The sequence below is a fragment of the Neisseria perflava genome (assembly GCF_002863305.2).
GTDB lineage: Bacteria > Pseudomonadota > Gammaproteobacteria > Burkholderiales > Neisseriaceae > Neisseria > Neisseria perflava_A.
Genome location: NZ_CP136962.1, coordinates 1059274 through 1073754 on the forward strand (window position 1 = coordinate 1059274; position 14481 = coordinate 1073754).

At 49.5% G+C, this 14481-nt stretch carries 14 protein-coding genes; 7 read left to right on the forward strand and 7 right to left on the reverse strand.

Translation table 11 applies throughout. The features are described from left to right. Positions 1-71: 71 nt before the first annotated feature. From CYJ98_RS04795 to CYJ98_RS04805, 3 genes are all read left to right on the forward strand, one after another. Entirely contained in the window at positions 72-917 is an 846-nt protein-coding gene (locus tag CYJ98_RS04795; RefSeq protein WP_101755550.1) for a 23S rRNA (adenine(2030)-N(6))-methyltransferase RlmJ, read from the forward strand. A gap of 130 nt (positions 918-1047) precedes the next feature. Continuing rightward, positions 1048-1401: a hypothetical protein gene (locus tag CYJ98_RS04800; RefSeq protein WP_101755551.1), complete on the forward strand. Its 354-nt coding sequence runs from the start codon at positions 1048-1050 to the stop codon at positions 1399-1401. Positions 1402-1468: 67 nt separating this feature from the next. Further along, positions 1469-2443: a class 1 fructose-bisphosphatase gene (locus CYJ98_RS04805; protein WP_101755552.1), complete on the forward strand. Its 975-nt coding sequence runs from the start codon at positions 1469-1471 to the stop codon at positions 2441-2443. A gap of 136 nt (positions 2444-2579) precedes the next feature. On the opposite strand, the gene waaF is transcribed toward CYJ98_RS04805, so the two are convergent. Both waaF and guaB read right to left on the reverse strand, forming a co-directional pair. Then, positions 2580-3599: a lipopolysaccharide heptosyltransferase II gene (gene waaF, locus CYJ98_RS04810; RefSeq protein ID WP_101755553.1), complete on the reverse strand. Its 1020-nt coding sequence runs from the start codon at positions 3597-3599 to the stop codon at positions 2580-2582. Positions 3600-3892: 293 nt separating this feature from the next. Continuing rightward, on the reverse strand, positions 3893-5356 hold the full coding sequence (gene guaB, locus CYJ98_RS04815) for an IMP dehydrogenase (protein WP_101755554.1): 1464 nt from the start codon (positions 5354-5356) through the stop codon (positions 3893-3895). Between the two features lie 189 nt (positions 5357-5545). Here guaB and CYJ98_RS04820 point away from each other — a divergent pair, with 189 nt between their 5' ends. Beyond that, positions 5546-5971, forward strand: a complete 426-nt coding sequence (locus CYJ98_RS04820) for a DUF4124 domain-containing protein (RefSeq protein ID WP_070712610.1) — start codon at positions 5546-5548, stop codon at positions 5969-5971. Between the two features lie 69 nt (positions 5972-6040). Here CYJ98_RS04820 and CYJ98_RS04825 read toward each other — a convergent pair whose 3' ends face one another. Together CYJ98_RS04825 and CYJ98_RS04830 are read right to left on the reverse strand one after the other, a co-directional pair. Beyond that, a complete protein-coding gene (locus CYJ98_RS04825) occupies positions 6041-7369 on the reverse strand; it encodes an anaerobic C4-dicarboxylate transporter family protein (protein WP_070646848.1) in 1329 nt (442 codons plus the stop codon). 222 nt (positions 7370-7591) lie between these two features. After that, entirely contained in the window at positions 7592-9166 is a 1575-nt protein-coding gene (locus tag CYJ98_RS04830; RefSeq protein ID WP_101755555.1) for a glycosyltransferase family 2 protein, read from the reverse strand. An 83-nt stretch (positions 9167-9249) separates the two neighbouring features. Between CYJ98_RS04830 and CYJ98_RS04835 the strand changes: the two genes are divergently transcribed. Next, complete coding sequence (locus CYJ98_RS04835; protein WP_101755556.1) at positions 9250-10215, forward strand: tRNA dihydrouridine synthase; 966 nt, start codon at positions 9250-9252, stop codon at positions 10213-10215. A gap of 42 nt (positions 10216-10257) precedes the next feature. Here the strand turns inward: CYJ98_RS04835 and CYJ98_RS04840 are convergent, their stop codons facing one another. From CYJ98_RS04840 to CYJ98_RS04850, 3 genes are all read right to left on the reverse strand, one after another. Then, entirely contained in the window at positions 10258-10983 is a 726-nt protein-coding gene (locus CYJ98_RS04840; RefSeq protein ID WP_101755557.1) for a hypothetical protein, read from the reverse strand. Positions 10984-11140: 157 nt separating this feature from the next. After that, complete coding sequence (gene dnrN, locus CYJ98_RS04845; protein WP_003681045.1) at positions 11141-11614, reverse strand: iron-sulfur cluster repair protein DnrN; 474 nt, start codon at positions 11612-11614, stop codon at positions 11141-11143. A gap of 182 nt (positions 11615-11796) precedes the next feature. Continuing rightward, positions 11797-12729: an AEC family transporter gene (locus CYJ98_RS04850; protein ID WP_101755558.1), complete on the reverse strand. Its 933-nt coding sequence runs from the start codon at positions 12727-12729 to the stop codon at positions 11797-11799. A gap of 178 nt (positions 12730-12907) precedes the next feature. Between CYJ98_RS04850 and CYJ98_RS04855 the strand changes: the two genes are divergently transcribed. Both CYJ98_RS04855 and CYJ98_RS04860 read left to right on the forward strand, forming a co-directional pair. Continuing rightward, entirely contained in the window at positions 12908-13663 is a 756-nt protein-coding gene (locus tag CYJ98_RS04855) for a GNAT family N-acetyltransferase (RefSeq protein WP_101755559.1), read from the forward strand. Between the two features lie 56 nt (positions 13664-13719). Beyond that, complete coding sequence (locus tag CYJ98_RS04860; RefSeq protein WP_101755560.1) at positions 13720-14469, forward strand: lysophospholipid acyltransferase family protein; 750 nt, start codon at positions 13720-13722, stop codon at positions 14467-14469. Positions 14470-14481 lie beyond the last annotated feature (12 nt).

The following is a 14481-nucleotide window of genomic DNA, read 5'->3' on the forward strand; positions in this document are numbered from 1 at the left end:
CAAAGGCCGTCTGAAAGCGGTGATGGCGATGGTTTGGGGTATAATCGGTTTTTTATTTCCGCAGCCCGATCATGCTCAGCTACCGCCACGCCTTCCATGCCGGCAACCATGCCGATATGCTCAAGCACTTTACCCTCTTCCTTGTCCTCGAATATTTCAACCGCAAAGACAAGCCTTATTGGTATATCGATACGCACAGCGGTGCCGGTTTGTATGATTTGAGCGGCGATGAAGCGCAAAAAGTCGGCGAATACAAACAAGGCATTGTGCTCTTGGAACAAGCTGACAAGCTGCCTGCCGAATTGGCCGAATTTGTAGGCCGTCTGAAACAAATACTGCCGCAAGACAACCTTTACTGCGGCTCGCCTTGGCTGGCACAGGCGATCACGCGCGACAGCGACAAAATGCGCCTCTTTGAGCTGCACCCTGCCGATTTTGTCCACTTGCAAAATAATATGCGCGAAGTCCGTCCTGCGCGTAAAGTACAGGTCAGCCAAGCGGACGGTTACCAAGGCCTGATTTCACTTCTGCCTCCTCCGCCGCGCCGCGCCGCCGTCTTGATTGATCCGCCCTACGAAGAAAAACAAGACTACCGCCGTGTCGTCCAAGTTTTGAAAGATGCTTTGAAACGCTTTGAAACCGGCTGCTACATGGTTTGGTATCCCTGCCTGAGCCGCGAAGAAAGCCGCAAACTGCCGGACGAACTCAAAAAAATCGCTCCCGACAATTATCTGCACGCCGAGCTTCATGTCCATACGCCGCGCAGCGACGGTTTCGGTATGCACGGCAGCGGTATGTTCGTCATCAACCCGCCCTATATGCTTGCCGAACAGTTGCAAAACAATCTGCCCGAACTTTCCAAAATTTTGGCGCAAGATGCAGGTGCGCATTATGTATTGGAAAGCAAAACGAAATAAACGCCGCTGTCTGAACGCATACCCAAGCGCTTCGATTTTGCCGCCATACCCGTTCAGACGGCCTTAACCCTTTATACTTAAGCCTTTTTCCACTACAATTCACAACATAACAATTAACGGCCGTCCACTCATGAATATACGCACACCCCTAGCCTGCACGCTCCTGCTTTGCGCGTGCAGCGAATCAGTAAAAAACGAATTTAAAGAAGAATTTACCCAAAGTTTCCGCACCGAATTTGTCCGCTCGGCAACCGAAGCCTGCGTAGAAAAAGCCGCAGGAAAAAGCCCGTTTGATTCCGCGACCACTGAAAAAATCTGCCGCTGTATCGGCGAAAAAACAGTCGACCAAATCAATCCTGAAGAAGCGACCTCGCTTTTGGGCGGCAGCGACTCCATGAGCGACGAGCTGAAAAAACGCATCAAAGACACCAGCATCGCCTGCACTAAAGAAGTTTTAGGCATGGCCGACAGCAAAACCAAATGAACACGCCGTTTTCAGACGGCCTGAAATTGAAAAATATTCGATTCAAACTTAGGAAAAGAGTGAAACCATGAATACATTGAACCAATTCTTAGCCCAACACCTGCCCGAACACAAACTGCCGCAAGAGCTGGCCAGCGTATTGGAATCCGTAGCCGCCGCCTGTTTGGATATCAACGCCAAAGTCCGCCTCGGCGCACTTTCCGGCGTTTTGGGTATGGCAGGTACCGGCAACATCCAAGGCGAAGACCAAAAGAAACTCGATGTCATCGCCAACAACATCATGATTGATGTTTTAAAAGCCAATGCCAACATCGCAGGCCTTGCCAGCGAAGAAGAAGACACCTATGTCGCCACGCACGAAAACGGCGGCTATTTGGTATTGTTTGACCCGTTGGACGGCTCTTCCAATATCGACGTCAACATCTCCGTCGGCACCATTTTCTCCATTTTGGCGAAACCAGAAGGCGCATTGACTACCGAATCCTTCCTGCAAAAAGGCCGCGACCAAGTGGCTGCAGGCTATGTTTTATACGGTCCGCAAACACAACTGGTACTGACTGTCGGTCATGGCGTGTTCGTCTTCACTCTGGACGATGCCAACCAATTCCTGCTGACCAAAGAAAATCCGCGCGTTCCAGAATCTACTAAAGAATTCGCCATCAATATGTCCAACCAAAGACATTGGTTCGCCCCTGTTCAACAATACATTGACGAATTGCTGGCAGGCGAAACCGGCGTACGCGGCAAAAACTACAATATGCGCTGGGTAGCCAGCATGGTTGCCGAAATCCACCGCATCCTGATGCGCGGCGGCGTATTCATGTATCCGCAAGACAAACGCGACCCATCCAAACCGGGCAAACTGCGCCTGATGTACGAAGCCAACCCGATGAGCCTGCTTATGGAACAAGCCGACGGCGCATCAAACAACGCCATCGAAGCCATGCTCGACATCCAACCTACCGGCCTGCACCAACGTGTTGCCGTATTCATGGGCAGCCGCGAAGAAGTAGAATACGTTTACAATCTGCATCAAAAATAATCGGATATATTGAAACCAAAAAAGGCCGTCTGAAATATGATTTTCAGACGGCCTTTTGTTAAAAAATAAAAAAACAAAAATCAAAAGGGCAGATTCAAATCCACCCTTTGCTGTTTTCCATCTAGTCTTTATTGGATTACGCCGAACGAGCCAGCTCTTCCGCCGCTTTTTGTACCCTATCCGGCGTCAGCTTGTTCAAACAATCCGTATGCCCCAACGGACATTCTCGCTTGAAACAAGGCGAGCAATCCAAATTCAAACTGACGATTTTTGCCTTTTGGCTTAGAGGCGGCGTATGGTCAGGGCTGGATGAGCCGTAAACCGCAACCAATTTCCGATCAAGCGCGGCCGCAAGGTGCATCAGACCGCTGTCGTTGCACACGACCGTATCGGCGCAAGACAACAGATCAATCGCCTCCGGAAGATTGGTTTTGCCGCAAAGATTGGTACACAGGCCGTCTGAAAGTCGGTTGATTTCATCTGCAATATCGAAATCTTTTTGCGAACCAAACAGCCAAACCTGCCAACCTTCAGCCAAATAGCGGCGGCCAAGTTCGGCAAAATGACGCGCAGGCCAACGCTTGGCCGGGCCATATTCCGCACCGGGACAAAATGCCAAAATCGGTTTATCCGTCGTCAAACCATGTTTTGCCAAAGCGGCTTGACGGCTTTCGGGATCAATCGTGAAACAGGGATTATCTGAATGCCCGTTAAAATCCGCTTGGGTCGGATGCGCCAGCGCAGTATAGCGGTCAACCATCAGAGGCAATGCTGCCTTATCCAACTTACGGATATCGTTCAGCAAAAAATAGCGCGACTCGCCGACGTAGCCCGTACGCTGCTTGATGCCCGTAGCCAAGGCAATGATGGCGGATTTGAGCGAACCGGGCAAAACAATCACTTGATCATAGCCTTCTTTTCCCAATTCACGCCCGATACGCCAACGTTTTTTCAATTCCAACGCACCATGTCCAAACGGATTTTCCATCACACGGTTGATTTCAGGCATACGCTCAAATACAGCCATCGACCATTTGGGGGCAAAAGCATGAATAGTGCTGCCGGGATGCAGTTCATGCAAACGGCGATAAAGCGGTTGGGTCATGACGCAGTCACCAATCCAGCTTGGGGTAATAATCAGGATTTTTTTGGACATAATGGAATGTGTTTTCAATTTTGGCTTATTGTAATACGATTTTTAAAAGACCGTCTGAAACTTGGTTTAATCGCCTAGATCAGAACGTACTAGTTGATACATATTATTTCAACAGATGCACTCTGGCTTGAGCGCGTGAAGCGTTTGTCTTCCCAATTTATCCGGCAAGTTCTGCAAATACCCAACCTGAACACCAGACCAAACAGCGGCAAGCAATATTTGCTTCATTTTTAAAACCTTATAAAAACAGAAAGGTCGTCTGAAATATTTTCAGACGACCTTTTTATACTGGTTTAACGATGGTAGTTAGGCGCTTCTTTAGTGATTTGTACGTCGTGAACGTGGGATTCGCTCATACCGGCAGAAGTGATTTCCACAAATTCTGCTTTTTCATGCATTTCAGCAATATTGGCGCAACCCAAGTAACCCATGCTGGAGCGCAGACCGCCGGTCAGCTGGTGGATGATGTTCACAATCGGACCTTTGTAAGGAACGCGGCCTTCGATGCCTTCAGGAACATATTTGTCTGTGCTGTCGGTTTTGTCCTGGAAGTAGCGGTCGGCTGAACCTTGGCTCATCGCACCCAACGAACCCATGCCGCGGTAAGACTTGTAAGAGCGGCCTTGGTAAAGTTCGATTTCGCCCGGTGCTTCTTCCGTACCGGCAAACATACCGCCCAGCATGACGCTGTATGCACCTGCTGCCAGAGCTTTGGCAATATCGCCGGAGAAGCGGATACCGCCGTCGGCAATCAGGGGAACGCCTGTACCTTTCAGGGCTTCGGAAACATTGTGAATCGCAGTCAGTTGAGGCACGCCCACGCCTGCCACGATACGGGTCGTACAAATCGAGCCCGGACCGATACCGACTTTAACGGCATCCGCACCGGCAGCGACTAAATCCAAAGCAGCTTTAGCAGTCGCGATGTTGCCGCCGATGACTTGGATGTGCGGATAGGTTTCTTTGACCCAGCGCACGCGATCGATAACGCCTTGGCTATGACCGTGGGCAGTATCGACCACAATTACGTCCACGCCTGCTTCTACCAATGCTTTGACGCGCTCTTCGGTATCGCCGCCGGTACCCACCGCGGCACCGACGCGCAGACGGCCTTCGGCATCTTTGTTGGCATTAGGGAACTCAGTTGTTTTCAGAATATCTTTAACTGTAATCAGACCTTTGAGTTCGTCTTGGTCGTTCAACACCAAAACGCGCTCAACTTTGTGCGCATGCATGATTTCGCGGGCTTCATCGATACTGGTACCTTCAGAAACGGTAACCAAACGGTCGCGGGGGGTCATGATGGCAGAAACCGGCAGATCGACACGGTTTTCAAAACGTAGGTCGCGGTTGGTCACGATACCGACCACTTTGCCGTTTTCTACAACAGGCAGACCGGACATTTTGCGTTTGCGTTGTGCGCGCATTTCCAAGACTTCGCGGATCAATGCGGTCGGCGCAACGGTAACGGGATCTTTCACCACGCCGCTCTCATGGCGCTTCACTTTGGAAACGGCACGCGCTTGCAACTCCGGCGTCATGTTTTTATGGATAATGCCGATGCCGCCTTCTTGAGCCATAGAGATGGCCAGACGCGCTTCGGTAACGGTATCCATTGCAGCAGAAAGTAGAGGGAGGTTGAGCGTGATATCGCGGGTGAGTTTGGTTTGAAGTTTGACATCTCGAGGCAGCACGTTTGAGTGCGCTGGAACCAACAAAACGTCGTCGAAAGTATAGGCTTTTTCTACAATACGCATGATGCTCGGTCTTTCAGTTTGTGCAAGATGCACGGCATTATATCACACCGGCTTGATGCTAACATTGGCAATACACGTTTTAACGTTATTTTTTTACATGATTTGATTTGGCGTACAAAAATATGCCAACGCATTGCAGTTTCAAGTAAAATAAGCCGCATGAGAACATCATTTACATAAGGGAAACCCATGAAATCTTCCGTACTCAAAACCTGTCTGACAGCAGCCCTTCTCTCTTCCGCCGCCCTGACCGGCGCGGCCGAGGTTTACACTTGGAAAGGCGCGTCGGGCAACAGCTATTCCGATACGCCAAACCGTCTGCAACCGAAGCGTTCCGGCGTGGTCAACATCCGCACGCACAACGTCAAACCTGCTGTTGCGCCTGCCGTAGCGGCATCTGAGCCGGTTGCCGAGCAGCCCAACGAACAGGTTGCGGAACAAAACAAACAAATCGAAGAGCGCAATAAAAAAATCGAAGAGCAAAACCGACAAAACAAGCTGGAAAACTGCAAAATCGCCAAAATCAACCGCCAAGTCGCCGAAAGCGCACGCTTGGCCAATCGCGACAGCCTGATTAAGCAATACCAAAACGACGTCAATAAATACTGCAATTAAGCTCTCAAATAACAATATCAAAAAGGCCGTCTGAAATTTAATTTCAGACGGCCTTCATTTTTCAGCCTATCAATAATACAGTTGAACCAACAACAAACCGAACGCCAAACTAAATGCCATGCTCAATAAGCCCGGAATCATGAAGCTGTGGTTGAAGATGAATTTGCCGATTTTGGTCGAGCCGGTTGTATCGAAGTCGATAGCGGCAATAATCGGACCGTAGTTTGGTATAAAGAAATAGCCGTTTACCGCAACAAATGTGCCGATAATGATGGGCGCAGGAATACCCAGTTTGATGGCGATTGGAAATAGCGTTGCCACTGTCGCGCCTTGACTATTGACCAATACCGACAAGACAAACAGGGCAAAGGCAAAGGTCCATGGTGCAGATTCAACCAAATGGCTGACGGTCGATTCCACTTCTGTTAAGTGGCCGTTCATCAAGGTATCGCCCAACCAAGCCACGCCAAACACCGCAATCACGGCTCGCATACCGGCATGGAATACCGAACCTCGGGTAATCGCATCGCCATTGGGTTTACACGCCAAAATAATCAGCGCAGAAGCAGACAACATCACAATTTCAATCGTATGCGCCATGCCCATAGGCTTGATCGCGCCATCGTGTTCAAAAGCCGGACGCAGCTCAGGCAGCGCACCCATTACTACCACCAGCAATGCCGCAGTCAAGAAAATACCGACCGACAATTTGGCTTTCGGCGAAATAGTGACATCGGTTTTTTGCTCCTCCACATCAATGTATTCTTTCACATAGTTCGGGTCTTTCAGCAAAGCCTGATAATGCGGATCGTCTTTCAATTCTTTGCCCAGTTTGTTTACAAACACGCAAGCCAAACCGATACCCAAAATCGTGGACGGAACGGTAACTTTCAACACGTCCGCCATCGTGATGTGTTGCGGCTCAAGCATGGTAACGCAGGCAACAACGGCGGCGGCAATCGGGCTGGCGACAATCGCAAATTGGGAAGCGATAACCGCCATCGTCAGCGGACGGGAAGGACGGATGCCATTGCGACGACTGACTTCGGCAATCACAGGCAAGACCGAGTAAGCCACATGGCCTGTACCTGCCAAGACGGTAAAGGTGTAAGTTACCGCCGGCGCGATAAAGGTGATGTATTTCGGATTGCGGTGCAACACGCGCGTGGCAATCTTAATCATATAGTCCAAACCGCCGCTGGCCTGCATGGCCGCCGCGGCAGACACTACCGCCATAATCATCAGCATCACATCAATCGGCGGGCTGGTCGGTTGAAGATGGAAACCAAAAGACAATACAGCCAAGCCGATACCGCCGAGCACGCCCAAACCAATACCGCCAACCTGCGCACCAATCAGGATACACAGCAGCACAATAGCAAACTGGATAAAAAACATAGTTGACATCACAACTCCCAAAATCCGGCCTTCGCCGAAATAAAATTACAAACGGTTGGATTATAGAGTAAACCCTCTTCCCTAACCATACTTTACCTAATTATACATACTGATCTACATCAAATAAATAATATTCTCATTTAAGCGCTAGGTTTTTAAAAATACAAAAGAGGCCGTCTGAAAATTTTCAGACGGCCTCTATGATTTAAAAAGATGATAAGGCTATTTCCCGGTTACTTCTTCATCTTTTATAAAATCCGATACGCCATGAACACAGCGGATTTTGCGTTCCGACAACGTTGCCTCCAACAAAGCATCGTTTTGCGGCAAGGAATCACGTTCCGCCTCATTGTGCCAGAGGTGGTACGCAATGCCGGCAAATTTCAAATTATGGCGTTTCATACCGTTATGATAGCAACGGGCGACAAATTCACTATCTTCCCTGCCCCAACCGACAAAGCTATTGTCAAACCCGTTGACGGCCAGCGCATCGCTGCGGAAAAAGCCCATATTGCAAGTTTTGATGCCTTTGTGTTTGCGGTTGCCTTTTCGGCCTGCCAGTTTGGCCAAACAACGGCAGCGCAGGGCGGAAAGCCGTTTTTCTATTCCCGAGCTGAACATGGACAAAGCAGGCAAATCGCCTTCGTCCAAAATATCCTGTGTTTTATCCTCAGCCAAAATCACGCGGGAACCCTGTATCAGACGGCCTTTGCGGGCAATCTTCAAATGATCGGCGATAAAAGACGGATCCAAGATCATATCGCCGTCAATCAACACAATATAATCGCTTTTCGCCTGCGCCAGCGCACGGTTGCGCGATTCGGCGGCACGAAAGCCTCTATCCGGCTGCCATGAATGTTTGACCGGAATGCTTGTTCTGCGGCGGATAAAATCGACCACTTCAGCGGTTTCCTGCTTTGAGCCGTCATCCGCGACAATAATCTCATCCGGCAGACGGGTTTGCGATAAAGCCGATTTCAACACCAGCTCCAGAGCATCGGGACGATTATAGGTAGTGATGATGAGGGAGACGGTTATCGTGCGGTTGCGCTCGTAAAGTTTGACATATTTGTAATACGAACCTTGCGCGTTGGACACCGAAATCGTCAGGCCGTCCGCCCCATAGGCAAAACCGCGCTTGAGCAGATAGTTCTTCACAAACGATACGCCGCCATGCAGCAAAGCCTTAAACGGAGAACTGTCTTTCTTAAAGCGGTTTTCTTCCGCATACAGCGAGCTGTACTGCTGCATTTTTTGAATCAGCCCTTCGGCGTTTTCAAAAGAATAATGTTTCAGACGGCCATCGAGTTGTTTCATCTTGGCTTCCTGCGGCAACACCAAAGACTCATGCACCTGACGGTCGGAAAAACGGGTAAATCTGCGATGGTAAAGGCGCGGAATAATATCCGGATACCAACCGCAGCCTTTAATCAGTCTGCCGTGGTAATGGTTCAAACGGGAAAGTGAAAAAATATGCTCCTTCTCATTTTCCAAAACGGCCGCACGAATGGATTCGATTAAAGCCTCATCCGCCACTTCATCGCTGTCTATGCTGAAAATCCAATCGTTTTGCGCCAGTCTGGCCGCCAGATTTTTCATCGGGCCAAATCCGATAAAGTCATGCTTGTAATAGCTGACATTGGAAAATCCCTTGGCAATTTCAAAAGTACGGTCGGTCGAGCCGTTGTCCAACAGCAGGACTTCGTCAAAGTCTTTCAGTGCACTCAAAACTTCTGAAAGATAACGTTCTGAATTTTTTACCAACATGGCGGCGGTTGCCGGAATTGTGTGCATCATAAAAAGGCCGTCTGAAAAAGGAAGCTGTATTTTAACCGATATACCGCTACAATATGTCCTCCTTTTTTCAGACGGCCTGACTCATGCAGCTTATTCTCGCCCCCATGCAGGGGCTGGTGGACGATGTGATGCGCGACCTGTTGACGCGCATCGGCGGATTTGACGAATGCGTCAGCGAATTTGTCCGCATTACGCACACGGTCCACTCACGCGCCACTTGGCTTAAATATGTTCCCGAAATCGCCCATGCCAACCGCACGCCGGCCGGCACGCCCTGTACTGTCCAGCTTTTGGGCAGCGATGCGGAAAACATGGCCGTCAACGCCTTGGAAGCCGTGCGTTTCGGTGCGGACAAAATCGACCTCAACTTCGGCTGCCCCGCGCCGACGGTCAACAAACACAAAGGCGGTGCGGTCTTGCTCAAAGAGCCCGACTTGATTTACCACATCGTCCGCACCCTGCGCCAACGCCTGCCGCAACACATTCCGCTGACTGCCAAGATGCGGCTTGGTTATGAAGACAAAAGTCTGGCATTGGAATGCGCCTCCGCGATTGAAAACGGCGGCGCATGCGCGTTAACCGTCCATGCGCGCACCAAAGTCGAAGGCTACGAACCGCCGGCACATTGGGAATGGGTGCGCAAAATCCGCGATGCGGCCAGTATTCCTGTTACCGCCAACGGCGATGTGTTCAGCCTTCAAGACTATCTCGATATTAAAACCGTCAGCGGCTGCGACAGCGTGATGCTCGGGCGCGGCGCGGTTATCCGTCCCGACTTGGCTCGGCAAATCAAACAATATGAAAACGGCGAAACAGTGAAAGACACCGACTTTGCCGAAGTCTCCTCATGGATAGTCCAATTCTTCGACTTGTGCCTTGCCAAAGAAGCCAACAACAAATATCCGGTTGCCCGTTTGAAACAGTGGCTGGGCATGATGAAAAAAGAGTTTGAACAGGCGCAGGTATTGTTCGACCGTATCCGCGCTGTCAAAGAAGTGGATGAAGTGAAACAGATTCTGCTGTCGTTTGAACAAGAGATGCATTCATGATTAAAAAAAGGCCGTCTGAATTTCAGACGGCCTTTGATTTCATCACCTACATACATAATCAGCCAACAGTCTGCCTTTTTCCGCACTGGCTGCATTAGCCATGTTTACCTGTCTGGTCTCAGGGCCATTCTTAGATTTCAGGGCTTCACCATATTTTCTGGCAAATTCTTTATTGGCACTGGTCACCCTTGACTCGGTAGAATCCAACATGAAGCCGTCTTGCTCATATTTGCCTTGCGCAGTAATAATCAAGATATTTTCAGGCGCAGGATAATCCGGAAAATCAATATAGTTGGTAACCAGCTTGTAGGAAACGCCTTTGCCGTGTTTCATATCCTGACAGATGCCGTTAGGCGCGGTAAAGACTGCATGGCCGATCCGGCCGTGGCCGAAATCGTAAAAATCGATTCTCTTCGCAGAAGCCAACAGTTTTCTATCGTTGCCGTCATTGATATTTAATGACTTGCCGTTTACCAAAAACAGGGTTGGCAACAAGGGGGTGCCATGATAGGCTTCCAAATTATATGCTTCGCCCAACAGCTTGCCCTGACGATACACCGTCAAGACAGGCTTTTTCAGACCATTTTCCGGATTGCCGGTTTGCTTAAAAGAAATCTTCTGAAGTACATTGCCAAATTCATAATAAGGCCGCGACTGCACGCCTGTTTTCGTGTCCTGCAGGGCGCTCCAGTCACCGCCCGTCGTTTGGGCGCACGCAGTCACAGCAGCAAACAGAATACCCGATAGTAAAACTTTAGAATGTTTCATTCATAAACTCCTTCTTAAGTAAACAAAAGAACGGATGTGTGCCTTTACTGCCTAATTTTATTTCTTTATTAAAATTTTAGAACTATTGTACTAACTTAGCAAGGGATTAAAGAATAGGCCGTCTGAACATTCAGACGGCCTTGATTAACCGCAAATTTTAAGAAGCCAAAACGCGGGGGAAGAAAATTTCATTTTCTAAGTGGATATGGTCTTTCAAATCGTCCACCATCTCTTTGGCCAATGTGTACAAACGAGTCCAGCTGCCGCAAGCGCCTTCGGGAAGTTCAAAATTGTTGGTTAACTCTTCCAGACGCGCGATGGCTTGGTCATGTTCTTCATGTTCGTGCATCATCACGCTGATGGGCATTGCCGCGCCACGGCCCACGCCCTGATTAATCATCGGGAACAACATGCGTTCCTCTTTCATCATGTGCATCAACAGCTCGTTTTGCATATAGGCCAACAAATCGGCCACTTCGGCAGGGAAAGTATCGGCATGAACCTGCGCCACTTTTTGCGCCAGCGGTACCAACTCTTCAAACTGGGCGCGGTGAACGTTGTGATAACGTTGCAGGATATGGTCAATCGTAGAATTGAAAGGCGCGGTTTCCCAAAGGGTAAAGTCGGTCATGGCTGTGTTCCTTTAAAGATTTATATTGAATGAATGTTAGGCGTAAGGATACACGCAGCAATCAGCTTTGTATAGTTTTTTAATTGTTTAATTAATTGATAATAAAAGTTATTTTCAAATTTAAAATAACAAACAGGCCGTCTGAAACATAAGGCTAAAGTTTCAGACGGCCTGCCCTTTTCTTAAATAATCCAACGATATAATGCAATCATCACCGGCATGGTTACCACACAAAGCAAGGTCGTCAGCCCATAAATCGCGCTGGCTTTTTGGGCATTTTTACCGTAAACAACCGCCATTTGGGTAACCGTCGAGGCGGCAGGCGAAGTCGTTGCCAAAAAGCTGATTAAAACAACCGTATCCGCATGCGCATCATGATGGGCAAAATTACAAACTTTGACGGCGAAAAGCAATAATACCGGAATCAAAATCAGCCTTAAAAAAGCAACAAGATACAGCCTCGGCGTCCACATAATCGAGCGTAGCGGCAAAGAGGCCAAAAGCATGCCCGCCACCAACATGGCAACCGGGCCAATCATGCCGCCCACCGTCGCCAAAGTATTATCAATAATATGTGGCAGCTTGATTTGAAAGGTAAACATCAGCAGCCCGACCAGCATGGATAAAATGTTGATATTGGTAAAAATGGTTTTCCAAGCCACATTACCGTGGCCGCAAATCAACAGGCGCAGATGTGTCCAAAACAAAAACGTCTGCACCATGATAAAACCGCTGGTGTAAATCACCCATTCCGCACCAAAGACCGACATCACCAAAGGAATAATCAGGTTGCCCGAATTACTGTACACCGTCGCCGCGTGTTCGAGCGCATCGAGTTTGAACAAGTGCTTAAACAACCTGCCCAAAACAATCAAAACCACATGGAAAAACACCGCCAGCATGACGGAAAGCTTCAGCCCTTCAATAATCTGCGGCGTATTGTCCATCTGAAAAGCATGAATCATGACGGACGGGCTGATCAGGTAAAGCGCGATGACGGAGAGCGTGTAGCTGTTTTCCGATTTCAACAGCCCTGCCTTCACCAAGGCCACGCCCATCAAAACAATCAGCGTCAGCTCGGTAATTTTTCCGGCAAGCAGGAAAGAGGTTTCCATAATAAAAAAAGCGGCAAAAACGTTGATTTTACGCTTCTACCGCTTCGCATGCCAAATTCAGACGGCCTGAAGCCTTTTTCCAACAACCCGACATAATTTGCCCTACCGCAAAGCAAATCAATATAAATCTGTCTGTATATCCGCTATAATCAGCCATTTTCTTCAAACAGGAAACATCATGTCCCCCAGCCGTTTCAATCAAACGGGCCCCAAAATCGGCCTGAGCGTACGCCTTGCAGAAACCCAAGCTGAAATCGAAGCCGCCCAAAGATTGCGCTATCAAGTTTTTGCCCAAGAATTGGGGGCGGAAATCGAAAGCGATGACGGCCGCGATGTCGATCCTTATGATGAACATTGCCACCACCTGCTCGCCTTCGACGATGCAACCGGCGAGGTAATCGGCTGCTACCGCCTGATTACCGAAGAAACCGCAAAAAAAGTCGGCGGCTGGTACAGCGAGCATGAATTCAACCTTGAGCCTTTGAAAGACATCCTGCCGCAAACCGTCGAACTCGGTCGCGCCTGTACTCACCCGGACTACCGCAACGGCGGCTTGGTCATGCTGTTGTGGACCGGTTTGGTCAAATTCATGAAAGACGAAAACCTGCGCTTTATGATTGGTTGCGGCAGTATCGAAATGCGCGACGGCGGCAACGATGCGGCCGGCCTGTATCATGCTTTGAAAGACAAATACCTCGCTCCGGAACAATGGCGCGTCAAACCGCTCAACCCGCTCAAATGGGACAGCATCACGCCGTCTGAAAATCCGCCTGTACCCGCACTGATCAAAGGCTATCTCAAAGCAGGCGCGTGGTTCTGCGGCGAGCCTTGCGTCGATGAAGCATTCAACTGCGCGGATGTGCTGATCATGATGGACATCAGCCACCTTTCCGACCGCTACTTGCAGCGTTTTGCCCCTAAAACCGATTCATAATAAAAGGCCGTCTGAAACTTCAGACGGCCTACCTAATCTTTATAAAAACACACACAATGACTGCCAAAATCCGTTTTATCTTCCGTCTTCTCTGTATTGCCGGCTGCCTTTTGTACGGCATGGCCGAAATGTTTTTTCTGTTTCCCTTTTACAGCAGCAAACGCAAACTGCGCGCGATCCAATTATGGTCGCTGCGCGTGCTCGCTTCCTGCGGCATGAAACTGCAAACCTTCGGCACGCCGCCGCAAGAAAATCGCGGTCAGCTGATTATCAGCAACCATATTTCATGGTTGGACATTATGGCGGTTAACGGCGCATTTCCCGGCCGTTTTGTAGCTAAAGACGATGTGGCCAAATGGCCGGTGGTCGGTTATCTCGCCACACAGGCGCAAACGGTTTACGTCTCGCGCAACCGCGGCATCAAAGGCAACTCCGCCAAAATTGCAGGCGTGACCGAAGCACTGAAAAACGGCGACACCGTCACCATTTTCCCCGAAGGTACCAGTACCGAAGGCCGTGAAATCCTGCCGTTCAAACCCAGCTTTTTTCAGACGGCCTATGATGCAGGCGTACCGATTATTCCAGCGCTCTGCCGCTACCCGAATCCGGACGGCAGCAGCCCCAATCCGCACACTGCCTACTACGGCGACATCAGCCTCTGGCAATCCATCTGCATGGTCATCAGCCAGCCTTCCAGCACGGTCGAGCTGCATTTCCTCGATCCGATTGAAGCAGGAGAAGACCGCTACGCTACCGCGCTTCACGTACACGCCCTGTTGAGCGAAAAGCAAAAACAGTTGGGCTGATCAAACAAAAGG